The sequence below is a fragment of the Streptomyces changanensis genome (genome assembly GCF_024600715.1).
In the GTDB taxonomy this organism is placed as follows: Bacteria; Actinomycetota; Actinomycetes; order Streptomycetales; family Streptomycetaceae; genus Streptomyces; species Streptomyces changanensis.
This window is the reverse complement of record NZ_CP102332.1, coordinates 602,495-624,432: the sequence shown is the minus strand read 5'-3', so window position 1 is coordinate 624,432 and position 21,938 is coordinate 602,495. Positions and strand designations below refer to the sequence as shown.

Genomic DNA, 21,938 nt, shown 5'->3' with positions numbered 1-21,938 from the left:
TCATGAGAAGACCGGGACGACCGGGAAGACGGGGCCGGTCGGGGACGACCGGGAAGACCGGCCGAACACGCGGCACGCCACCGCGGGCACCGGAGAGGCGTGCCGTACCCCCGGACGACCCAGGCGGTATCCGCCGCTCCCCGCGACTCATGCCCCGGCCCCGGTCGGGGCCACCGGCGCGTCCCCCTGCCGGGGTGGCGCCGGCCGTCGCCGCGGACCGGTGGGCGTCCCGCGCGGCGCGGTGCCCCGGCCGAGGAGATCGGCGAGGCCGCCCCGCGTCGCGGCGACGACGACCCGGTCCTCGGGGCGCAACACGTAGCCCGGGTGGAGGTCCCACAGCAGCTGGGGGCGCTCACCGTCGCGGTGCGCCGAGGCGAGGTCGGGGCGGCGGGCGGCGGGGGCGGCCGTGTCGAGGGCGACGATCCGCCAGGCACCCGGCCGGAACGCCTCGGCGACCGTGCGGCCTTCGAGCCGGGGCTGCCCGGCCACGAGCAGGGCGGCGAAGACGAGGACCTTCCGTTCGACGGGGATCGCGCCCAGGACCTGGCGGCCCATCATGGCGCCGGCGAACGCGGGCGCGGCGAGGTGGGTGACGCTGCGGCTGCGGGTGAGCGCGTCGGGGTGCGCGGCGCGCAGGGTGCGGTGCACGGCGGTGGCGAAGTCGTCGTCGTACAGGCGGAGCGCCACCCGCAGGTCGGTCCTGAGGGTGCGTGCGGAGAGGGTGGCTTCGAGGTTCGTCGTGTCCGAGCTGGTGAGCGCGAGCAGCGCGTGCGCGCGGTGGACCTTGGCGGCCTCCAGGACGCCTTCCTCGGTGACGTCGCCGAGCACGACCGGTACGCCGAGGCGGCGGGCGAGCGGCAGACCGCGGGCGTCGGGGTCCTCCTCGACGCAGACGACGGGGATGTCGAGTTCCCGGAGGCGGGTGAGGACGCGGGCGCCGACCTTGCCCAGGCCGAGGAGCACGACGTGGCCGGACAGGCCGCGCGGCGGCCGGCGCAGCGCGCCCGTGGCGCGGAACGTGCCGAGCGCTTCGAGGGCGCCGGCGACGAGGAGGGGGAGCAGGGCGAGGCCGACGAGCCCGGCCAGCAGCTGGAGGACCTGACGGGTGACCGGCTCGTCGACGGCGGGGTCATTGATCGAGAACAGGTCGAGCAGAGTGAGGTAGGCGGCGTGCACGGGGTCGGCGTCGGTGAGCACGGTGGTGGTGACCGTCAGGGCGAGCACCGAGGCGACGATGCCCGCGAGCGCCCATCGCAGCCGGGCCGAGAACAGCTCGCCGAACCGGGCGCCACTCCGGGAGAGGCGGCGTGGCGGACGGACGGGGGCGGCGTGGCGGACGGTCTCCAGGACGACGGTGCCGCGCCCGGCGGCGGCCCGCACGGCCCGGTCGTCGGGCAGCAGCAGCGGTCCCTGGGAGCCGCTCGCGTCGGACCCCTCGGCGCCGGCGGGGTCGGACGTCGTCGACGACAGCAGAGCCAGCGTGCACAGGCCGGGGTCCGGCACCTCGCCCTGCCCGGGAGGGGTCCGTTCCGCCGCGCACAGGAGGAGGCCGTCGGCCTGGACGACCTTGCTCGTCCCGGCGACGGCGGTGGCGGCGAGCGCGGGAGCGGCGGTGTCCGCGTCGGAGAGCACCGTCGTGGAGGCCGCCAGGGCCGCCCGGTCCATGCCGGGCTCGGCCAGGAGGGCCGCCTGGTCGAGGAGTTCCTCCATATGCTGCCCGAGCTTGCGGTTGTACATGCGGACCACCAACCGGAGGCCCGGGCTGAGGCGGCGGGCGGCGAGCGCCGCGCGCAGGTTGGTCTCGTCGTCCTCGTACAAGAGGGCCAGGGCCGCGGCACGGTCGACCCCGGCGTGCAGGAGGGCCGCGTCCGTGGGGGAGTCGGCCGGCACCTCCCGGATCGGCGGGACGTGCCCGCCGTTCGCGTCGTCGGCGGCGGTGCCGACGGACCTCCTGGTCGCCGGGCCGGTCCGGCCCATCGGACCGGCCGCGTGCGACAGGACGCAGGGCTGCCCCTCCAGGCGGACTTCGGCGCCACCGCCGGGGACGACCAGGACGACCGGTTCGCGGTAGACGTCCCACAGTTCGCTGGCCAGACGCCGGGCGAGCCCGTCGTCCCCGCAGACGACCATGTGACCGGTCGGGTGTCCGCCCTGGTCCCGTCGCGGCGGCAGCGCCATGTCTCCCCCTTCGTGTCGGTGTCCCCCCGGACCCGGCCCCCGGACCCCCCGGACCCGGCCCCCGGACCCCCCGGACCCGGCCCCCGGACCCCCCGGACCCGGCCCGCGGCCTGGGGCCCGGTTTGCGGGCCCGGCGGAGTGGGCGAGTGGGCTCGTCGGTACGGCGATGCCCACCGGAGCGGGCGTTCGCGGCGCTCGGGAGGCGCTGCCGGCCGCTGTGGCGTGTGCCGTCCGGGGATCGTCCCACCTGGGTGGGTGGCAGGACACTGCCGGACCCCGGCAGTCTTGCCGCGCGCCCCATGCCGCTGCCGTGCGCCCGAGGGCCGCGCCCGGCCGGGGCGACCGCCCGGGGACCGGCAGGAAGGGAGCGGGCGCTCCGCGCCACCGGTGGCGGCCGGTGCCCCGCGTGCCGTAGGAAGGGACAGTGGGCGGTCGTCCGGGCTGTGGCCCGCCCAGCGGGTCCCGGCCGCCGGAGGCCCCACGCGACGCGCACCGGCACGGGCAGGGCCATGGGCAGGGGCTTGGGCCCGGGAACGCTCGGAAGAGGAGCAGGGGCATGGTCGAGGTCGTCGCGTACGGGGTGGTGCCCGACGAGCGTCCACTGCTGGAGGCGGCGCTCGCCGACCGGCACCGGGTACGGTGCCTCGACTTCTTCCTCGACGGGGACACCGCGTCGACGGCCGCCGGGTACGAGGTCGTCTGCAGCAGTGTGAACGACGTCCTGGACGCGACCGTCCTCGGGGCCCTCCGCGAGGGGGGCACGCGGATGGTCGTCCAGCGCTCCACCGGATACAACAACATCGACGTCGACGCGGCCCGCAGGATCGGCATCGGTGTGGCCCGGGTGTCGTCCTACTCGCCGTACTCGGTGGCCGAGTTCGCCTGGGCGCTGGCCCTCGCGGTGGACCGCCGGCTGGTCCGGGCGACCGGGCGGACCCGGGAGTTCGACTTTCGCCTGACCGGTCTGATGGGCCGGGACCTGCACGGCCGGACCGTCGGCGTCCTCGGCACCGGCAAGATCGGCACGGCGTTCGCACGGATCGCCCACGGCTTCGGCATGCGGTCGCTCGGCTGGGACGTGACGGAGAACCCCGAGTGTCGGGAGCTGGGCATGGAGTACGTGGAGCGAGACCACCTCTTCGCGGAGTCCGACCTGGTCAGCCTGCACGTACCGCTCGTCCCGCAGACCCACCACCTCGTGGACGCCGCCGCCCTCGCGCTCATGAAGCGGGACGCCATCCTGGTCAACACCAGCCGCGGCGGCCTCATCGACGCCCGCGCCCTGGTGGAGACCCTGCGCGACGGACGCCTCGACGGCGTCGGGCTGGACGTCTACGAGGAGGAGGCGGGGGTCTTCTTCCTCGACAAGTCGCTGGAGGTGATGACCGACGACGTTCTCGCCCGCCTGATGACCTTCCGGAACGTGCTGATCACCTCCCACCAGGCGTACTTCACCCGGGACGCCGTCGGGCAGATCGTCGACACCACCGCCCGCAACATCGACGACTACCTCGCCGGGCGCACCGGCGACGACGTCCTGGTACCGCCGGGACCCTCCGGCCGCCGGTGACCGCGGCCCCCGGTGACGGAGCCGGGTCCGTGCCGGTCGGGAGGTCCTACCGGTCGTCAGGTCCGTACCGGTCAGGCCCGTCCCCGTCGGGGGTCCGTGCCGGCCGGGCGGTCGGCGACGGGCCCGCCGGCGCGCACGGTCCGGATTCCCGGTCGACGTCCAGGACGTCCGACAGGGGCCGTCGCGGGCTCGCCGGGGTCTGCGGCCCGTAGCCGAGGCGGATCAGCGTCTGCGGGTAACCCGTCCCCGACACCGGATCGCGCAGGACCCAGCGCAGCTTCGGCCACTCGACGGCCTTCGAGTCGAGGGACGTGGAGAGCCCCTCCCGCGTCGCCCGCAGCAGCGTGGCGGGACCGGCCCGCCCCGACGGACGGGCCCGCGGGCCCGCGGGCCCGCCAAGGCCGACCGTCCCGTGGGGGCCGGCCGTCGGACCGGTCAGCCGTCCCGGTCCCCCGTGACCAGCACGACGTCCAGACGGCGCGGGCCGTGGACGCCCTCGACGCGGTCGAGCTCGATGTCGCTGGTGGCCGACGGCCCGGAGATCCAGGTCAGCGGACGCGTCGGATCGAGGCGGGCGAGGGCCTGCGACACGGAGGAGACGACCTGGTCGGGGACGCGGACCACGCAGACGTGGTGGTCGGGGACGAGCGTGATGCGCCGCCTGCCCTGGTCGGGCCCGCCGTCGAGGACGATCGTGCCCGTCTCCGCGACGGCCAGCGCGCACCCGGTGACCACGCTGTCCACGGCGTCCGACTCCCGTGCCGTCGCCTCCTCCCGGTCGTGCACCCGGGTCGCGTCCACCGCCGCCAGCCAGGAGGCCGGCAGCGCCGGCGGCACCAGCACCGACGCCGCGCCCCGGGCCGCGAGGAGCCCCGCCAGCAGCTCCGGCAGGCCGTCCCGCGCGACACGGTGCACGACCGCCCGGTACTCGGCGAGGTTGCGGGCCAGCAGGTCGACGGTCTCCTCGCCCCGCTCGCCGTGCACCCGCGCGTACGCGCGCTCCACCGGCACGTCCTCCGGCCGCTCGCCGCGCGGCACGTCGGCCAGGGCGCGGCGCACCCGGGCCAGGACCCGTTCCCTGTCGCCGTTCATCGCGTGCCTCCCCGCGTCCGCTGCCACCAGTCCCGGAACGACTCCGCCGGCACGTCGGGCAGCGCGCGGCTGTCCGTCCACGCCCGCCCGGGGCCCGGCAGCCGCCGGGGGTGCCACCGCCGGGTGCGGGCGGCCAGACGCTGCCCGGCGCGCAGGGCCGCCGGGTGGTCGAACACCCAGCGCGCGGCGCGCATCGCGGCCCGTTCCGCCGCGTGGCCCTTCGCCGGCCGCAGGGTGACCCGTACGCCGCGCCGTGTCGTCTCGCCGCCCTCGACGACCCGTTCACGCAGGTGCACCAGGACCTCGGGGATGTCGATGGCGACGGGGCAGACGTCGTAGCAGGCGCCGCAGAGGGTGGAGGCGTACGGGAGGGAGGCGTCGAGCGGCGTGGTCGTGCCGCGGAGTTGGGGGGTGAGGATCGCGCCGATGGGGCCCGGGTAGGTCGAGCCGTAGGCGTGGCCGCCGGCGCGTTCGTAGACGGGGCAGACGTTGAGGCAGGCGGAGCAGCGGATGCAGCGCAGGGCCTGGCGGCCGACGGTGTCGGCGAGGGCGTCGGTGCGGCCGTTGTCGAGGAGGACGAGGTGGAAGGCGCGGGGGCCGTCGCCGTCGCTGGTGCCGGTCCAGGTGCTGGTGTAGGGGTTCATGCGCTCGGCGGTGGAGGAGCGGGGGAGGAGCTGGAGGAAGACCTCCAGGTCCTGCCAGGTGGGGACGGTCTTCTCGATGCCGACGACGGAGATGAGGGTCTCGGGGAGGGTCAGGCACATGCGGCCGTTGCCCTCGGACTCGACGACGACGAGGGTGCCGGTCTCGGCGACCATGAAGTTGGCGCCCGAGACGGCGACCTTGGCGCGGAGGAACTTCTCGCGCAGGTGGAGGCGGGCGGCTTCGGCGAGGTCGGCGGGGGCGTCGGTGAGGTCGCCGGGCGCGGGACGGCCCCAGTCGGCCATGTGCCGGGTGAAGATGTCGCGGATCTCGGTGCGGTTGCGGTGGATGGCGGGGACGAGGATGTGGGACGGACGGTCGTCGCCGAGCTGCACGATGAGTTCGGCGAGGTCGGTCTCGTAGGCGCGGATGCCCGCCGCGGCGAGCGCTTCGTTGAGGCCGATCTCCTGCGTGACCATCGACTTGACCTTGACGACCTCGGTCTCGCCGGTCGCCCTCACCAGGTCGGTGACGATGCGGTTCGCCGCGGCGGCGTCGGCCGCCCAGTGCACCGTCCCGCCCGCCGCGGTGACGGCCTGCTCCAGCTGGACCAGGTAGTGGTCGAGGTGGCGCAGGGTGCGGTCCTTGATCTGCTTTCCGGCCTCGCGGAGTTCGGCCCAGTCGTCGAGTTCGGCGACGGCGGCGGCGCGCTTGTCGCGAATGGTGCGGGTGGCGTGCCGCAGGTTCCCGCGCAGGGTCTCGTCGCGCACCGCCTGCCGCGCCGCCTGCGGGAACGACGGCATGCCGAGGTACGTACCGCTCATGCGCGGGCCTCCTCTGCGGTGCTCGCGAGGATCTCGGCGATGTGCACCGGCCGGACCCCTGCCCCCATGCGGCGGATCATGCCACCGAGGTGCAGCAGACAGGAGTTGTCGGCCGCGCACAGGGCGTCTGCGCCGGTGGAGGCGGCGTGGCGCACCTTGTCCGCGCCCATCGCCGCGGAGACGTCGGCGTTCTTCACGGCGAACGTGCCGCCGAAGCCGCAGCACTCCTCGGCACCGGGCAGTTCCACGAGCCGCAGCCCCCGCACGGCCCGGAGCAGCCGGTACGGCCGGTCCCCGAGGCCGAGACCGCGCAACCCGTGGCACGTCGGGTGGTAGGTCACGGTGTGCGGGTAGTACGCGCCCACGTCCGTGACGCCCAGGACGTCCACGAGGAACTCCGTCAGTTCGTACGTCTTCGGGACGACGGGCGCGACGGCGAGGGCGAGCCCGTCCCCGCGGCCCTCCGCCCGTGCCCGCTCGCCCATGCGCGGGTACAGCTCGCGCACCATGGCCCCGCAGGAGCCGGACGGGGTGACCACCGCGTCGTAGCCGCCGAACACCTCGGCGAACCGGCGGGCGAGCGGCTCCGCCTGGCGCCGGTACCCGGTGTTGTACTGCGGCTGCCCGCAACACGTCTGCGCCGAGGGGAAGTCCACGTCGACGCCCAGGCGGGCCAGGAGTCTCACCACGGCACGGCCCGTGCCCGGATGGAGCGCGTCGTTGACACAGGTGAGGAAGAGGGCGACACGCATCGCGGCTCCTTCGGTCTCGATCGGTGGGGCTCCGGGTGGGCACGGTGTCAGGAGTCGTACCCACCCGGAGGTATCACGGCCGGGTCCGCCCGGCGACCCGTCGGGCCGCCGCGTCCCACGCGGCCCCGTCACCCGAGGGCTCGTACCGGCGCAGCGGCTGCGTGCGGGCGACGAGCCCGCGCATGGCGGCCCGGTCGCCGACGAGGCCGTGCGCGCGCGCCTGGACGAGGACGTTGCCGAGCGCGGCCGCTTCGGCCGGGCCCGCGACGACGGGCAGTCCGCACGCGTCGGCCGTGAGCCGGCACAGCAGGGCGTTGCGGGCGGCGCCGCCGACCACGTACACCACGTCGACCGGGTGGTCGGCGAGCCGCTGCGCCTCCTCGACCGCCCGGCGGTGTGCCAGCGCGAGCGAGTCGAGGACGCAGCGGGTCGTCTCCCCGCGCGTCGAGGGGACCGGCTGGCCCGTGGACCGGCACGCGTCGGCGATCCGCTCCGGCATCCGGCCCGGCGGGAGGAACGCGGGGTCCGACGCGTCCACCACCGACCGCAGGCCCGGCACCGCGGCCGCCTCCCGCAGGAGGGCCCCGACGTCGTCCTCGGCCCAGGCACGCATGCATTCCTGGAGCAGCCACAGGCCCGTGATGTTGCGCAGGTAGCGGACGGTGCCGTCGAGCCCGAGTTCGTTGGTGAAGTTCGCGGCCCTGCTCGCCGCCGTCAGGACCGGCGCGTCGAGTTCCAGCCCGACCAGCGACCAGGTGCCCGTGCAGATGTAGGCGAAGCGTTCGCCGTCGCGGGCCGGTACGGCGACCACGGCGGAGGCGGTGTCGTGCGACGCCACGGTCGTGACCGGTACGGGGTCCGCCCGGCCGAGGTGCTCCCGCACGTGCGGCAGGAGCGTCCCGGCCGGATCGCCCGGGTGCCGGAACGGCGCGAACAGGCCGAGGTCGATGCCGAACGCCTCCGCCACGTCGGCCGCCCAACGGCCCGTGCGGGGGTCGAGCAGCTGGGTCGTCGACGCGTTGGTCACCTCCGTGCCCGCCTCGCCCGTCAGCCAGTACGTGATCAGGTCGGGCACCAGCAGCAGGCGCCGCGCGGCGGTGAACTGGGCGCTGTCCCGGGCGGCCAGCAGCTGGTGCAGGGTGTTGAACGGGGCGTCCTGGACGCCCGTCCGGGCGTACAGCCGCTCCGCCGGGACCGTCCGCCGGGCCCGCGCCGCCACGCCCTCGGTACGGGCGTCCCGGTAGTGCGCCGGGGGGCCGAGGAGGTGCCCGTCGGCGTCGAGCAGGCCGTAGTCGACGGCCCAGCCGTCGATGCCGACGGACGCCACCGGACCGGCGGCGCGCAGCCCGTCCAGGACGCCCGCGTACAGGGCGAGGACGTCCCAGCGCAGCCCCTCGGGCAGCCGGGCCGGCCGGTTGGCGAACCGCAGGACCTCGGCGAGGTCCAGGTCGTCGGGTGTGACGCTGCCGACCATGACGCGTCCGCTGCTCGCTCCGAGGTCGACCGCGGCGAACGCCGCCGCGCCCCCGCTCACCGCAGGAACGCGGCGGCGACGCCGGCGTCGACGGGCACGTGCAGCCCGGTGGTGTGGGTGAGGTCGCCGCCGGTCAGGGCGAACACCGCGTTCGCCACGTGCTCGGGCAGCACCTCGCGCTTCAGGAGGGTGCGCCGGGCGTAGAACGCGCCGAGCTCCTCCTCCTCGATGCCGTACGTCGCGGCGCGCCGGGCGCCCCAGCCGCCGGCGAAGATGCCGGAACCGCGCACGACCCCGTCGGGGTTGACGCCGTTGACGCGGATGCCGTGCTCGCCCAACTCGGCGGCGAGCAGCCGGACCTGGTGCGCCTGGTCGGCCTTGGTGGCGGAGTAGGCGACGTTGTTCGGGCCGGCGACGACGGCGTTCTTGGAGACGACGTAGACGATGTCGCCCCCCAGGCCCTGCGCGGTCATGATCCGGGCGGCCTCCCGCGAGACGAGGAAGGAGCCCCGTGCCATGACGGCGTGCTGGACGTCCCAGTCCCGCGCCGTCGTCTCCAGGAGCGGCTTGGAGATCGAGATCCCGGCGTTGTTGACGACGAGGTCCACGCCGCCGAAGGCGAGCACCGCGCTCTCGAACGCCGCTCCGACCGCCTCCTCGTCGGTGACGTCGACCGTGACCGGCACGGCGGTGTCGGGGCCGCCGAGCTCCTCGGCGACGGCCGCGGCGCTGCGGGCGTCGACGTCGGCGACGACCACGCACGCGCCCTCGGCGGCCAGCCGGTGGGCGACGGCCCTGCCGATGCCGCTGCCGGCGCCCGTCACCAGGGCGACCCGCGTCGCCAGGGGCCTGGGCTCCGGCATGCGCCGGAGCTTGGCCTCCTCCAACTCCCAGTACTCGATGCGGAACTTCTCCGCCTCCTCGATCGGCGCGTACGTCGACACCGCCTCGGCCCCGCGCATCACGTTGATCGCGTTGACGTAGAACTCGCCCGCCACCCGCGCCGTCTGCTTGTCCCGGCCGAAGGAGAACATGCCGACGCCGGGGACGAGGACGATCGCCGGGTCGGCGCCGCGCATCGCGGGGGAGTCGGGGGCGGCGTGCCGGGTGTAGTAGGCCGTGTACTCGTCGCGGTACGCGGCGTGCAGTTCCGCCAGCCGGCCGACCGTGGCCTCCAGGGGAGCCGTGGCGGGGAGGTCCAGGACCAGGGGTCGCACCTTGGTCCGCAGGAAGTGGTCGGGGCAGGAGGTGCCGAGCGCCGCCAGGCGCGGGTGCCCGGCCCGGGAGAGGAAGTCCAGGACGACGTCCGTGTCGGTGAAGTGGCCGACCTGGGGCCGGTCGTGGGAGGCGAGCGCCCGGACGTACGGGGCGAGCGCGGCCGCCCGCGCCCACCGCTCGGCCGCCGGGAGCGCCTCGTACCCCTGGAGGACCGGGCCGAAGGGCTCGGGGCGGCCGCGCTCGGCGAGGAACGCCTCGGCGGTGCGGATGATGTACAGGGAGTTCGCCTCGCATTCCTCCGAGGTGTCGCCCCAGGCCGTGATGCCGTGGCCGCCGAGGACGCACCCCACGGCCTGCGGGTGGGCCTCCTTGACCGCGGCGATGTCCAGGCCGAGCTGGAAGCCGGGCCGGCGCCACGGCACCCACACGACGCGGTCGCCGAAGCACGCGGTGGTCAGCTCCTCCCCGTCGGCCGCGCAGGCCAGGGCGATGCCGGAGTCCGGGTGCAGGTGGTCGACGTGCGCCGCCTCGACCAGGCCGTGCATCGCGGTGTCGATCGACGGGGCGGCGCCGCCCCTGCCGTGGAGGCAGTGGTCGAAGGCGGCGACCATCTCGTCCTCCCGCTCGACCCCGGGGTAGGTGTCCCGCAGCGACCGCAGCCGGTCGAGCCGCAGCACCGCGAGGCCGGACGCGGTGAGCGTGGCGAGGTCACCGCCCGACCCCTTCACCCACAGCAGGTCGACGTCCGTACCGGTCACGGGGTCCGTGCCGGTGCCCTTCGCCGAGGTGTTGCCGCCGGCGTGGTTGGTGTTGCGCGGATCCGCGCCCAGGCGGTGCGAACGGGCCAGGAGGGCGGCCGGCGCGGGAGGCGGGGGGAGAGCGGAAGACATGCATCGTCCTTCGAGACGTGGCGAACGCGGGGGAGGAGGGAGTCGAACCGGTCGCGAGCGGGGCGGAGCCGTGGGCGGGGCGCGGCCGTGGGCGGGGCGTGGGCGGTACCGGGGTCGGGGTGGGGCGCCGCCGTGAGCGGGGCGGTGCCGGGGTCGGGGTGAGGCGCCGCCGTGAGCGGGGTGGCGGTACCGGGGGCGGGAGGGGGTCGAGGTGGGACGGGCCGCGGGGAGGGGGCCGCGCACGGAGGGCGCGGGCGCGGGGGACGGCGTGGGGCGCGGTCAGGCGCCCCAGCCCGCCGGAGTGCCGCCGACCCGCTCCTCGACGATCCTGCGGGCCCAGCCCGAGCGGGCGTAGGCGGCGAGGGGGTCGGGGTCGAGGCCGCACTCCTCGCGGACCTCGGCGAGCAGCGGGCGCACGTCCGTGGCGTAGGCGTCCATCAGCACGGCGTTCGCCCCGAGGACGTCGCCGTCCCGCTGGGCGGCCGCGAGTGCCCCGCGGTCCACCAGCAGCGCCTTCGCGGTGGCCTCCTGGACGTTCATCACGGAGCGGATGACCGCGGGGATCTTCGCCTCCACGTTGTGGCACTGGTCGAGCATGAAGGCCACGCCGGCCGCCGGCTCAAGACCGCCGCCCCGGACCACCTCGTACATGATCCGGAACAGCTGGAAGGGGTCCGCCGCGCCTGCCATCAGGTCGTCGTCGGCGTAGAAGCGCGAGTTGAAGTCGAAGCCGCCGAGCCTCCCCTCGCGCAGCAGCGTGGCGACGATGAACTCGATGTTCGTGCCGGGCGCGTGGTGCCCGGTGTCCACCACGACCCGGGCCCGGGGGCCCAGCTTCAGGCAGTGGGCGTAGGCGGTGCCCCAGTCGGGGACGTCCGTGGCGTAGAAGGCGGGCTCGAAGAACTTGTACTCCAGGAGCATCCGCTGCGCCCCGCCCAGCCGGTCGTACACCTCCCGCAGCGCGTCGGCCAGCCGGTCCTGGCGCGCGCGGACGTCGTCCTGGCCGGGGTAGTTGGTGCCGTCCGCGAACCACAGCTTCAGGTCCCGGGAGCCCGTCGCGTCCATGACGTCGACGCAGGCCAGGAGGTGGTCCACGGCTTTGCGACGGACCTTCGCGTCAGGGTGGCAGACGCTGCCGAGCCGGTAGTCGTCGTCCTGGAACGTGTTGGAGTTGACGGTGCCGAGGCGCAGGCCGCGCTCCCGGGCGTACGCGGCGAGGGCCGCGTAGTCCTCCACCCGGTCCCACGGGATGTGCAGGGCCACCGTGGGCGCGACGCCGGTGAACTCCTGCACCTTCGCCGCGTCGTCCAGCTTCTCCCGGGGCGTCCGGGGGACGCCGGGCTGGGCGAAGACCTTGAACCGGGTGCCGGAGTCGCCGTAGGCCCAGGAGGGCGTCTCGACGGTCTGGGCCTTCAGGGCGGCCTTCACGGCCTGCCGCACATCAGTCATGAGCCACCTCGGGGGCGCGCCGCGACCACGGCTGAATGAATCGTTTCACTGACCGTAGGGCCGGGGTCTGTCGACCGTCAAGAGGTTCCACCGGCCCTGTAGTGAAAGGATTCAGGTAGGCCGACGGCGTGCGGCCCGCTTAGGATGACGGCCGCGGACACCGGAGCGGACGGGGCGGACATGGCGGCGGGCATCAAGGACGTGGCACGGGAGGCGGGGGTCTCCGTGGGCACGGTGTCGAACGTGATCAACCGGCCGGACCGCGTGTCCGACGAGGTCAGGGCGCGCGTGCACGCCGCGATCCGGAGCCTCGGGTACGTGCGCAGCGAGTCGGCCCGCCAGCTCCGGGCCGGCCGGAGCCGCATGCTGGGACTGCTCGTCATGGACACCGCCAACCCGTTCTTCGCGGCGCTGGCGCGTGGCGCCGAGGACGTGGCGCGACGGGCGGACCTCGGGGTCATGGTGTGCAACAGCGCGGAGGACGTCTCCGCCGAGGAGTCCTACGTGTCCCTCTTCGCGGAACAGCGGGTCAGGGGCGCCCTGCTGGCCACCACCGACCCGCGCGGAACCCCCTGGCGCCTGCTCGGCCGGCAGGGCATCCCGTTCGTCCTGGTGGACCGCGTGGTGGACGAGGCCGAGGCGTGCTCCGTGGCGGTGGACGACGTCGCGGGCGGCCTCCTCGCCGGGCGGCACCTCCTCGACGCCGGGCACCGGCGTGTCGCGTACGTCCGCGGCCCCGACCGCCTGCAGCAGGTGCGGGACCGGCGCACGGGCCTCGTCCGCGCCCTGGAGGAGGCGGGCGGCGCCGCGGACGACCTCGTCGAGCTGGACGTCGACCGTCTCGACGTCGGCGCCGGCCGGGACGCGGGCGCGCGGCTCCTCGGACTCGCGCCCCGCCCCACCGCCGTCTTCTGCGCCAACGACCTCCTGGCGCTCGGCCTCCTCCAGACGGTCCACGCGGCGGGGGTCAGGGTCCCCGAGGATCTCGCGGTCGTCGGGTACGACGACATCGAGTTCGCCGAGGCGTCCCTGATCCCGCTCACCTCCGTCCGGCAGCCCGCCGCCGAGATGGGCCGCCTGGCGACGGAGCTGCTGCTGGAGGAGAGCGGGGCCGCGCCGGAGGAACACCGGCACCGCCGGATCGTCCTCCAGCCGGAGCTTGTGGTGCGCCGCTCCAGCCTCGGCCGCTGACCCCCGCCCCTCGGTGCGCCCCGCGCCGGGTCCCGCCGATTCCCGGGTCCCGTGGTGCCCCGCGTGCGGCTGTCCCCGGGCCGCGCTGCGGACCCGGCCGCGCTGCGGACCGGTACGGCGGCCGTGAGCCCGCCCGGCCGCCCGGGGCCCGCTGGTAAAATAGGGGCACGCTTCGCACCGCCGGGGCCCGTACCGAGGGGTACGGGCCCCGGCGCGTTCCGGGCGCCCCACCGAGGAAGGTCCCCCATGAACGCGAAGCCCCCGACCCCCGACCCCTCCCGCGCGGACGAGCCGCGGCGGGCGACCGCGCCGCGCGGCGGGGCCACCGTCCCGGACGCCGTGGACCCGACCTCGCCCCCGACGCCCGCCGCGTCCTTCGACGGGTTCGGGCTGCCGCCCGAACTGCTCCGGGCGATGACCGGCCTCGGGGTGTCGGAGCCCTTCCCGGTCCAGGCGGCGACCCTGCCCGACGCGCTGGCCGGCCGGGACGTCCTCGGCCGCGCCCGGACCGGCAGCGGCAAGACGCTCGCCTTCGGGCTGCCGCTGCTCGTCCGGACGGCGGGCCTGCGCGCGGACGCGAAGCGACCGCTCGGCCTGGTCCTCGTACCGACCCGCGAACTCGCCCAGCAGGTGGGCGAGGCGCTGGAGCCGTACGCGCGGGTGCTGGGCGTGCGCATGGCGACCGTCGTGGGCGGCCTGTCGATCAACCGGCAGCAGGCGCAGCTGCGGGCCGGGACCGATGTCGTCGTCGCGACCCCGGGGCGGCTGGCCGACCTCGTGTCGCGGCGCGACTGCCACCTCGACCAGGTGCGCACGACCGTGCTCGACGAGGCGGACCGCATGTGCGACCTCGGGTTCCTGCCGCAGGTGACGGACGTCCTGGACCGGGTGCGCCCCGGCGGGCAGCGGCTGCTGTTCTCGGCCACGCTCGACGGTGACGTCGACCAGCTCGTGCGTCAGTACCTCCACGATCCGGTGCGCGTGTCCGTCGACGGGGCGCCCGGCGAGGTGGGCACGATGGAGCACCACGTCCTCAACGTCCACCCCGCCGACAAGTACGCGGTCGCGACGGAGATCGCCGCCCGGGACGGCCGGGTGCTGATGTTCCTGGACACCAAGGCCGGCGTGGACCGGTTCACCCGCCACCTGCGCGCCGCCGGCGTACGGGCCGCCGCCCTGCACAGCGGGAAGTCGCAGCCGCAGCGCACGCACACCCTCGCCCAGTTCAAGGAGGGCGCGGTCACGGTCCTGGTGGCCACCGACGTCGCGGCGCGGGGCATCCACGTCGACGCGCTCGACCTCGTCGTCAACGTCGACCCGCCGGCCGACGCCAAGGACTACCTGCACCGCGGCGGGCGCACGGCGCGCGCGGGGGAGTCGGGGAGCGTGGTCACCCTGGTCACGCCCGGCGAGCGGCGCGACGTGAACCGGCTGATGTCCGACGCCCGGATCCGGCCGACGGTCACCCAGGTCCGCTCCGGCGAGCAGCAGTTGACCGTCATCACCGGCGCGAAGCGCCCGCCGACCGCGACGAAGCCCGCCGTGGGCAACGCCCCCTTCCGCGGCCTCGGCACCCGTACCGGCCGCCCCGCGAAGGAGTCCCGCAAGACCGCCGAGGCCCGCAAGGCCGCGGAGGCCCGCGCGGCGGCCCGCGTGCGCCGGGGCCGCTGACCCCCGACCTCACCTGCGCAAGGCGCGCGAACGACGGGGGATCCGACCGGGGGATCCGACCGGGGGAGCGCTGCGGCGGCGGTGCGGAAACGGGCCGCGTCCCGGTCCCGCTTCCCGCCGCGCTCTTGACACCGTGATCGGTCACTTCTTAAATCACGTACTGAACTAAGCGGCGCCCCGGCCCCGTTCCCGGCGCCCCCACCTGTCGGCGAAGCGGTCGGCCGGCCGCACCCACGCCGCTGCATGTCATGCGCATGCCATTACGCCCAGGCAGTCCCCCCGTCCCGACGTGCCCCACGAAGGGAGAGTCATGGACTCCCCGCGCTCACTCCGGCGTCTGCTGCTCCCGCTCGTCCCGCTCCTCGCCCTCACCGCCCTGGCCACCGGACCGGCCCTGGCGTCCCCACCCGCGGCGGCCCCCGCCCCGCGCACCGCGCCCGCCCCGGCCGCCGCCCCCGCCGCCGTCACCTTCTCCGACGACTTCGACGGGCCCGCGGGCTCCACCGTCGACGGCGCCAAGTGGCAGATCGAGACGGGCGACAACGTCAACAACCACGAGCGGCAGTACTACACCGCGGGCAACCGCAACGCCGCCCTGGACGGCCGGGGCAACCTGGTCATCACCGCCCGCCGCGAGAACCCCGGCAACTACCAGTGCTGGTACGGGCGGTGCGAGTACACCTCGGCGCGGCTCAACACGGCCGGACGGTTCACCACCACGTACGGCCGGGTCGAGGCCCGGATGAAGGTCCCGCGCGGGCAGGGCATGTGGCCCGCCTTCTGGATGCTCGGCAACGACATCGGCCAGGTCGGCTGGCCGGCCTCCGGCGAGATCGACGTGATGGAGAACGTCGGCTTCGAGCCGTCCACCGTCCACGGCACCCTGCACGGCCCCGGCTACTCCGGCGCCGGGGGCATCGGCGCCGGGTACACCCTGCCCGGCGGCCAGGCGTTCGCCGACGCCTTCCACACCTTCGCCGTCGACTGGAGCCCGGGCGCCGTCACCTGGTCCGTCGACGGCACGGTCTACCAGCGGCGCACCCCCGCCGACCTCGGCGGCCGGCAGTGGGTCTTCGACAAGCCCTTCTTCCTCATCCTCAACCTCGCCGTCGGCGGCTACTGGCCCGGGGACCCCGACGGCAGCACCGTCTTCCCCCAGCAGCTCCTGGTCGACTACGTCCGCGTCACCAGCGGCGGCGCCCAGCCGGCCGGCGGACCCATCACGGGCATCGGCGGCAAGTGCGTGGACGTGGCGGGGGCCGACACCGCCAACGGCACCCCCGTACAGCTCCACGACTGCAACGGCACCGCCGCGCAGCGGTGGACCGTCGGCTCCGACGGGACGGTCCGCGCGCTCGGCAAGTGCCTCGACGTGGCGTCGGGCGGTACGGCGGACGGGACCCCCGTGCAGCTGTGGGAGTGCAACGGCACCGCCGCCCAGCAGTGGGCCCTCCCCGCCGCCCGGGACATCGTCAACCCCCGCGCGGACAAGTGCCTCGACGCCACCGGCGGCGCCCCCGCCAACGGCACCCGCCTCCAGATCTGGACCTGCACCGGCGCGGCCCACCAGAAGTGGACGGCCACCCGCTGATCCCACCCCTCGGCGGGGACCGGCCGCACGAGGCCCGGCCGTACGAGGTCCGGCGGCCGGGCGGCCCCGCGGCTCGGCGCTGCACCGCTTCGCCGCCTCACCGGGAGGCGCTGAGGGGGCGCGTCCCCCAGGGCGGCCGGCAGGTCCGGCCGCTCCTCGACTCCCACCGCGAGGAGGGGGCCGGCCGGGTTCGCGACCGGCGTACGTGTGACCACGGCGGTCCCGGCGCACCAGGGGCCGCCGTGAACGTGTGCCCGGTGCGCCGTGATCACCGGTGACTCCGCCCTGGTCACGTACCGTCCATGGCTGCGCGTTCCGGGGCGCTCGTCGGCGTTTTCCGACCGGTCCGTGGCGCCATGTGGCCGGCGTGCGTGGCGCGTTGACAGGCTCCGGCGGGCGTCAGCAGGCTGTCGGGTGCGTTCCGCCGATGCGGACGCCGGTGGGAGCCGTGGTGTGTGCCGTCCGGGTCCCGCCGCTGCCTCCGCGCCGCCGCCCCCGACCGTACGCCGCCCTCCCGTCGGTGTTCCCCCGTCGCCCGGTGTCGTGGCGGAGGACCGACCAGGGAAGGGACCATGAAGCTTCCTCGCCGCCTGTCCGGCGCCGCCGCCCTCGTGCTGGCCGGCCTCCTCGCCACCGCGATGTCCCTGTCGTCCACCGGGTCCGCCCGCGCGGGCCAGACCGGCCTCCGTGCCGCCGACCCGAGCGTGCTCCGGGTCGGCGGCACCTACGTCGCGGTGCAGTCCGTCGGTACGGGCATCGTCGTGCGGCAGGCGTCGTCGCCGGCCGCCCTCGCCTCCGCGCCCGCCCGGCAGGTCTGGTCGGACACCCACGACCTCGGCGACGTCTGGGCCCCGGAGATCGTGCGGGACGGCGGCCGGTACCACATCTACTTCACGGCCGGCCGGAAGGCGGCCCACCGGATGTACGTCATCAGCTCCGCCAGCCCGGACAGCGGGTACGGCGCCGCGACGCGGATGGCCCTGCCGGACGACACGTGGGCCATCGACGGCACGATGTTCACCTTCGAGGGGCAGCGCTGGTTCGTCTGGTCGGGCTGGGCCGGCGACACCGACGGCGAACAGAACCTCTACATCGCCCGGATGAGCAGCCCCAGCACGACCACCGGCCCCCGGTACGTGATCTCGCAGCCGCGCGAGAGCTGGGAGCGGATCGTCGGCCACCCGTTCGTCAACGAGGGGCCCGAGCCGATCAAGGACCCGAACGGGCAGCTGCACATCGTCTACTCCGCCAACGGCAGCTGGAGCGACCAGTACTGCCTGGCCGACCTGCGACTGCGGGCCGGGGGCGACCCGACGCACGTGTGGGACTGGTACAAGTCGAACGGCTGCCTCTTCGGCTCCGACAGGGCCTCGATGATGCGCGGTTGGGACCCGACCCGGCACGTCAACGGGCCCGGCCACCACACCTTCGTGCTCCTCGACGGCGACATCGCCACGAGCCCTCCCGCCGGTCCGACGTTCCCGCTGATGTACCACGCGGTGCCCAAGGGGCAGCCGTACACGTGGGACAACCGCTACTGGTACACCGGCACGTTCGGCTGGTGGGGCGACACCACCTACAGCCGGTCCGGCGTCCCCGGCGCCGGGACCGACACCGGGTGGGGCCTGAAGTTCCTCGAGTAGACGGGCGGCCCGGCGGCCGTGGCACACCCGCGACAGCTCCATCGGTGGATGAGCCGACTCGGCGGGGAACCGGGCACCTGGTCCTCCCCGCATCGAGGCCGCCCCGGCCCCGGGATCGCCGCCCAGCCGCGCCCCCTGGACACCCTCCCGGTCCCGGCCGTCCGGCGGGCGGGCGAGCACTCCGCTCGTACGCGGCATACGTGCCGGGCCCCGCCTGACCGGGTCCGGCGGGGCCCTTCCTCGGCGGTCGCCGCGAGGCACGTGCCGTTCGCGTCAGCGCGGACGGGCGGGGGAGAACGGGGCCAGACCGCCCCCGGCGTCGTGACGCCCCGCCTCCGGCCACGACGTGACGAGCCCTGCCGTGAGCGGTTCCCGCACGCGTACCCGGACGGGAAGGGCGGGCAGGCCCTCCCCGGCGTGGAGCACGGCCGGGCCCCGGTCGTCGTGGAGCACGGCCGGGTGCAGGTCGTCGTGGCCGCCGACCTGCCGCCGTCAGCCCGGCAGGGTCACGGACGCGCACGTTGCCGTCTCGGCCTCGTGGCCGCTGTCCGGGCCTCTCACCGCGCCGCGCGGCCGCGCAGGCTCGCGCGCCAGGCCGGGTCGGGTTCCTCCGTCTCCGCGTCCTCCCGCCGGCCGCCGCGGGCGAAGAAGTCGGCGAGCGGCAGGATCGCGGCGCCGACGGTGACGGCGTCCGGGCCGAGGGTCCCGAGGTCGATCCGGACGCGGGCGGCCGGGTAGGCGAGCGAGTACGCGGTGGCGTGGGTCCGTACCGCGTCGAGGAAGCGCCGGCCGAGCTGGAGCCCCGCCCAGCCGCCGACGAGGATGCGCTCCGGCTGGAAGAGGTTGATCAGGTCGGAGAAACCCGCGCCCAGGTACTCGGCGGTCTCCTCCAGGACGGCCAGCGCCGTGGCGTCGGCCGCCGGGACCGTGCCGTCGGGGGAGGCGGCCGGGTAGGCGGCGTCGATCATCGCGCTCAGCGCGGTCTCCTCGTCGGCCCCGGCGGGCGGCCGGCCACCCGCCTCCGCCCAGCGCTCCAGCAGCGCCTCCGCCCCCGCGTACGCCTCCAGGCAGCCCTGGGCGCCGCAGCGGCAGCGGCGGCCGCGCACCCGCACGGTCAGGTGCCCCCATTCCACGGCCCGGCCGGGGCGCGTGTCGTCGGTGACGACGCAGGCGCCCACGCCGGAGCCGAAGAGGACCACCGCCGCGCTCTGCGCGCCCCGCCCGGCACCGAACCACATCTCCGCCTGGCCGAGCGTCTTGGCGCCGTTGTCGATGGCGTACGGCACCGTGTCGGGCAGGAGTCGCGACTCGCGCAGCAACCGCTCCAGGGGGACCGCGTCCCAGCCGATGGTCTGCCCGTGCACGACGGCGCCGTCCTCGGCGGTCCTGGCGACGATCCCGGGCACGCCGATCCCGACGCCGAGCAGCCGCTCCGCCGCGATGCCGGCCCGGTCCAGCACCTCCGGGATGCCCTCGCGCAGGTGGCCGACGACGACGCCGACGTCGTACCGGTCGACGCGGCGCGGGCCGGCCTCCGCCAGGGGCCTCTCGACCCGGGCGAGTTCGGTGAGGGTCAGGTCGAAGAGCTCGATCCGCACCCGCGTCTCACCGATGTCGACACCGATCATGTAGCCGCTGTTCGCGCTGATCCGCAGGAGCGTGCGGGGGCGGCCCCCGGCCGAGTCGACGCTCCCGGCCTCCTCCACCAGGCCCTCGGCGACCAGCTCGGACACGACGTTGCTGACCGAGCCGGAGCTCAGGCCGGTCGCCGGACCGAGCGAGAAGCGGCTCAGCGGCCCGTCGAAGTACAACCGTTGCAATACCGCGCTGCGGTTCTCCCGCCGCAGGTCACGCACCGTACGACCGCCGCGCACCTTCACCCTGCCCCCTCGCCTCGTGTTCCTCTCCGCAACCTACAGGGGACGGGGCCTTGACGCGACCTTCGCTTGGGCTTTAACTCATCCTCTAAATTAAGCCGGAGCGCTTCCGGGGCCGCGTGCCGGGCGCCGCGCCGTCCCGCACCGGCCTCGCATCGGCCCCCTCCCGGGCCGCTTCGTGCGGTCCGCGCACGCCTGATCATGGCCGCACTCCACTCCGGCCCGGGGCCGTGCCCACCCCGGGGCCGTGCCCACCCCGGGTCCGTGCCCACCCCGGGTCCGTGCCCACCCCGGGTCCGTGCCCGGCCGGGCCGCGCGGCAGCCGCCGGGGTGCCGCGCTCGCCGGCCGTGGGCGTCCGTGTTCCGGCTCGGTTCGAGGGGCTCTCGTCGCAGGGCTGATTTTGGTATGGACCTGACAATGACTGGTCGCTACGCTAGCCCTGCTGAGAGCGCTCTCAAGCAGCTCCCCGCCATCATCCGGGCCACCCGCGAAGGGCGCCGCGTCCGGGGCCTTCCCCGGACGCGGCGCCCTGACCGGCAACGGCCCGGCCGGACCGACGAAAGGTCTCCGCCGTGCGTCGTACCCCCGCCCCCCGCCCGCCCGCCCCACGCCCTGCCCCGCGCGCCCGTGCCCCCCGACCCCGGGCCCCCCGCCTCACCGCCCTGCGGGCCGCCCTGTCCGCGCTGCTCCTCGCCGGCGCCCTCCACGGCACCGCGCCGTCCGCCGCGACCGCCGCACCTGCCCCGACGCCGTCACCGTCGCGGGCGCCCGCGTCCCCCGGGATGGTCGAGGCCATGCAGCGCGACCTCGGTCTGACGAGAGGTCAGGCCGAGGCGCGCCTCGCCGCCGAACGCACCGCGACGGCCGTGGAGCCGGCGGCCCGCGAGGCCGCCGGGCAGGAGTACGCGGGCTCCTGGTTCGACCCCGCCCGGGGCCGGCTCACCGTCGCCGTGACCAGCCGCGCCAAGGCCTCCGCCGTGGCGGCCACGGGCGCCGACATCCGGCTCGTGCGCCACAGCGCCGCGCACCTCGACCGCGTCAAGGCGCGCGTCGACGCCCTGCCCGCGCCCGCCGGGATCGCCGGCTGGCACGTCGACCCCCGCCTCAACCGCGTCGTCGTCACCGTGGTGAGCGCCGCGCGCGACGAACCCGCCGTGCGGAACTTCCTCGCTCGGGCCCGCGCGGCCGGCCCGGTCACGGTCGCCGAACGCGCCGGGGTCCCCACCCCGTACGCCGCCGGGACCGTCGGCGGCGACCCGTACTACACCGGCAACGTCCGCTGCTCCATCGGCTTCTCCGTGCACGGCGGCTTCGTCACCGCGGGCCACTGCGGGCGTGCCGGGGCGGCCGTGCGGGGGTGGGACGGATCGGCGATGGGCACGTTCCAGGGATCGTCGTTCCCCGGGGACGACTACGCGTACGTGAGCGTCCACAGCGGCTGGTGGACGGTTCCGGTCGTCCTCGGCTGGGGCACGGTCCCGGACCAGTTGGTACGCGGCTCGGCCGTGGCACCGGTCGGGGCCTCCGTCTGCCGCTCCGGCTCCACCACGCGCTGGCACTGCGGGACCGTCCTGGCGAAGAACGAGACGGTCAACTACAGCCAGGGCGCCGTCCACCAGATGACCAAGACGAGCGTGTGCGCCGAGGGCGGTGACTCGGGCGGCTCCTTCCTCAGCGGCGACCAGGCGCAGGGCGTGACCTCCGGAGGCTGGGGCGACTGCCGCGGCGGCGGCGAGACCTGGTTCCAGCCGGTCAACGAGATCCTCGGGCGCTACGGGCTGCGGCTCCACACCGCCTGACACCACCCGGCCCCGCGACCGGCACCGCTCACCGCGCCACGGTCCCCGACTCCGCGCCCCGCCACCCCGTGCGGAG

The 21,938-nt window shown here is 75.6% G+C and carries 14 protein-coding genes; 6 read left to right on the top strand and 8 right to left on the bottom strand.

What is annotated here, in order from left to right; genetic code table 11:
* Positions 1 to 147: 147 nt before the first annotated feature.
* Positions 148 to 2,178 carry a potassium channel family protein gene (locus NRO40_RS02670; protein ID WP_058940337.1) on the bottom strand — a complete coding sequence of 677 codons (2,031 nt, stop codon included), beginning with the start codon at positions 2,176 to 2,178 and terminating at the stop codon, positions 148 to 150.
* A gap of 556 nt (positions 2,179 to 2,734) precedes the next feature.
* On the opposite strand from NRO40_RS02670, the gene NRO40_RS02665 reads away from it, so the two are divergent.
* A complete protein-coding gene (locus NRO40_RS02665; protein WP_058940336.1) occupies positions 2,735 to 3,748 on the top strand; it encodes a 2-hydroxyacid dehydrogenase in 1,014 nt (337 codons plus the stop codon).
* Positions 3,749 to 4,183: 435 nt separating this feature from the next.
* Here NRO40_RS02665 and NRO40_RS02660 read toward each other — a convergent pair whose 3' ends face one another.
* The 6 genes from NRO40_RS02660 to rhaI all read right to left on the bottom strand — a co-directional run bounded on the left by NRO40_RS02660 (position 4,184) and on the right by rhaI (position 12,089).
* Positions 4,184 to 4,840 carry a LutC/YkgG family protein gene (locus NRO40_RS02660; protein ID WP_058940335.1) on the bottom strand — a complete coding sequence of 219 codons (657 nt, stop codon included), beginning with the start codon at positions 4,838 to 4,840 and terminating at the stop codon, positions 4,184 to 4,186.
* A complete protein-coding gene (locus NRO40_RS02655; RefSeq protein WP_058940334.1) occupies positions 4,837 to 6,306 on the bottom strand; it encodes a lactate utilization protein B in 1,470 nt (489 codons plus the stop codon). The genes NRO40_RS02660 and NRO40_RS02655 overlap by 4 nt, the downstream gene beginning before the upstream one ends.
* Positions 6,303 to 7,058 carry a (Fe-S)-binding protein gene (locus NRO40_RS02650; RefSeq protein WP_058940333.1) on the bottom strand — a complete coding sequence of 252 codons (756 nt, stop codon included), beginning with the start codon at positions 7,056 to 7,058 and terminating at the stop codon, positions 6,303 to 6,305. The genes NRO40_RS02655 and NRO40_RS02650 overlap by 4 nt, the downstream gene beginning before the upstream one ends.
* Before the next feature lie 73 nt (positions 7,059 to 7,131).
* Positions 7,132 to 8,532 (bottom strand): rhamnulokinase, encoded by a 1,401-nt coding sequence (locus NRO40_RS02645; protein ID WP_058940417.1) that lies wholly within the window; start codon positions 8,530 to 8,532, stop codon positions 7,132 to 7,134.
* Between the two features lie 56 nt (positions 8,533 to 8,588).
* On the bottom strand, positions 8,589 to 10,640 hold the full coding sequence (locus NRO40_RS02640; RefSeq protein WP_058940332.1) for a bifunctional rhamnulose-1-phosphate aldolase/short-chain dehydrogenase: 2,052 nt from the start codon (positions 10,638 to 10,640) through the stop codon (positions 8,589 to 8,591).
* A 279-nt stretch (positions 10,641 to 10,919) separates the two neighbouring features.
* Entirely contained in the window at positions 10,920 to 12,089 is a 1,170-nt protein-coding gene (gene rhaI / locus NRO40_RS02635) for an L-rhamnose isomerase (RefSeq protein WP_058940331.1), read from the bottom strand.
* 144 nt (positions 12,090 to 12,233) lie between these two features.
* Between rhaI and NRO40_RS02630 the strand changes: the two genes are divergently transcribed.
* From NRO40_RS02630 to NRO40_RS02615, 4 genes are all read left to right on the top strand, one after another.
* The gene (locus NRO40_RS02630) at positions 12,234 to 13,280 is read left to right on the top strand and encodes a LacI family DNA-binding transcriptional regulator (RefSeq protein WP_232790930.1); all 1,047 of its coding nucleotides are present in this window, start codon (positions 12,234 to 12,236) and stop codon (positions 13,278 to 13,280) included.
* Between the two features lie 246 nt (positions 13,281 to 13,526).
* A complete protein-coding gene (locus NRO40_RS02625) occupies positions 13,527 to 14,951 on the top strand; it encodes a DEAD/DEAH box helicase (RefSeq protein WP_257375319.1) in 1,425 nt (474 codons plus the stop codon).
* Positions 14,952 to 15,261: 310 nt separating this feature from the next.
* Positions 15,262 to 16,542 (top strand): glycoside hydrolase family 16 protein, encoded by a 1,281-nt coding sequence (locus NRO40_RS02620; RefSeq protein ID WP_058940329.1) that lies wholly within the window; start codon positions 15,262 to 15,264, stop codon positions 16,540 to 16,542.
* A gap of 572 nt (positions 16,543 to 17,114) precedes the next feature.
* Positions 17,115 to 18,185, top strand: coding sequence for a glycoside hydrolase family 43 protein (locus NRO40_RS02615; RefSeq protein ID WP_058940328.1), 1,071 nt, complete (start codon positions 17,115 to 17,117; stop codon positions 18,183 to 18,185).
* Between the two features lie 557 nt (positions 18,186 to 18,742).
* Here NRO40_RS02615 and NRO40_RS02610 read toward each other — a convergent pair.
* The gene (locus tag NRO40_RS02610; RefSeq protein ID WP_058940326.1) at positions 18,743 to 20,065 is read right to left on the bottom strand and encodes an ROK family protein; all 1,323 of its coding nucleotides are present in this window, start codon (positions 20,063 to 20,065) and stop codon (positions 18,743 to 18,745) included.
* 660 nt (positions 20,066 to 20,725) lie between these two features.
* Between NRO40_RS02610 and NRO40_RS02605 the strand changes: the two genes are divergently transcribed.
* Positions 20,726 to 21,862: a trypsin-like serine protease gene (locus NRO40_RS02605; RefSeq protein WP_058940415.1), complete on the top strand. Its 1,137-nt coding sequence runs from the start codon at positions 20,726 to 20,728 to the stop codon at positions 21,860 to 21,862.
* Positions 21,863 to 21,938 lie beyond the last annotated feature (76 nt).

Coding starts and splice junctions, on each gene's coding strand:
- NRO40_RS02665 (WP_058940336.1), top strand. CDS start 2,735: ATGGTCGAGGTCGTCGCGTACGGGGTGGTGCCCGACGAGCGTCCACTG.
- NRO40_RS02660 (WP_058940335.1), bottom strand. CDS start 4,840: ATGAACGGCGACAGGGAACGGGTCCTGGCCCGGGTGCGCCGCGCCCTG.
- NRO40_RS02655 (WP_058940334.1), bottom strand. CDS start 6,306: ATGAGCGGTACGTACCTCGGCATGCCGTCGTTCCCGCAGGCGGCGCGG.
- NRO40_RS02645 (WP_058940417.1), bottom strand. CDS start 8,532: ATGGTCGGCAGCGTCACACCCGACGACCTGGACCTCGCCGAGGTCCTG.
- NRO40_RS02650 (WP_058940333.1), bottom strand. CDS start 7,058: ATGCGTGTCGCCCTCTTCCTCACCTGTGTCAACGACGCGCTCCATCCG.
- NRO40_RS02630 (WP_232790930.1), top strand. CDS start 12,234: ATGACGGCCGCGGACACCGGAGCGGACGGGGCGGACATGGCGGCGGGC.
- NRO40_RS02615 (WP_058940328.1), top strand. CDS start 17,115: ATGAAGCTTCCTCGCCGCCTGTCCGGCGCCGCCGCCCTCGTGCTGGCC.
- rhaI (WP_058940331.1), bottom strand. CDS start 12,089: ATGACTGATGTGCGGCAGGCCGTGAAGGCCGCCCTGAAGGCCCAGACC.
- NRO40_RS02640 (WP_058940332.1), bottom strand. CDS start 10,640: ATGTCTTCCGCTCTCCCCCCGCCTCCCGCGCCGGCCGCCCTCCTGGCC.
- NRO40_RS02670 (WP_058940337.1), bottom strand. CDS start 2,178: ATGGCGCTGCCGCCGCGACGGGACCAGGGCGGACACCCGACCGGTCAC.
- NRO40_RS02625 (WP_257375319.1), top strand. CDS start 13,527: ATGAACGCGAAGCCCCCGACCCCCGACCCCTCCCGCGCGGACGAGCCG.
- NRO40_RS02620 (WP_058940329.1), top strand. CDS start 15,262: ATGGACTCCCCGCGCTCACTCCGGCGTCTGCTGCTCCCGCTCGTCCCG.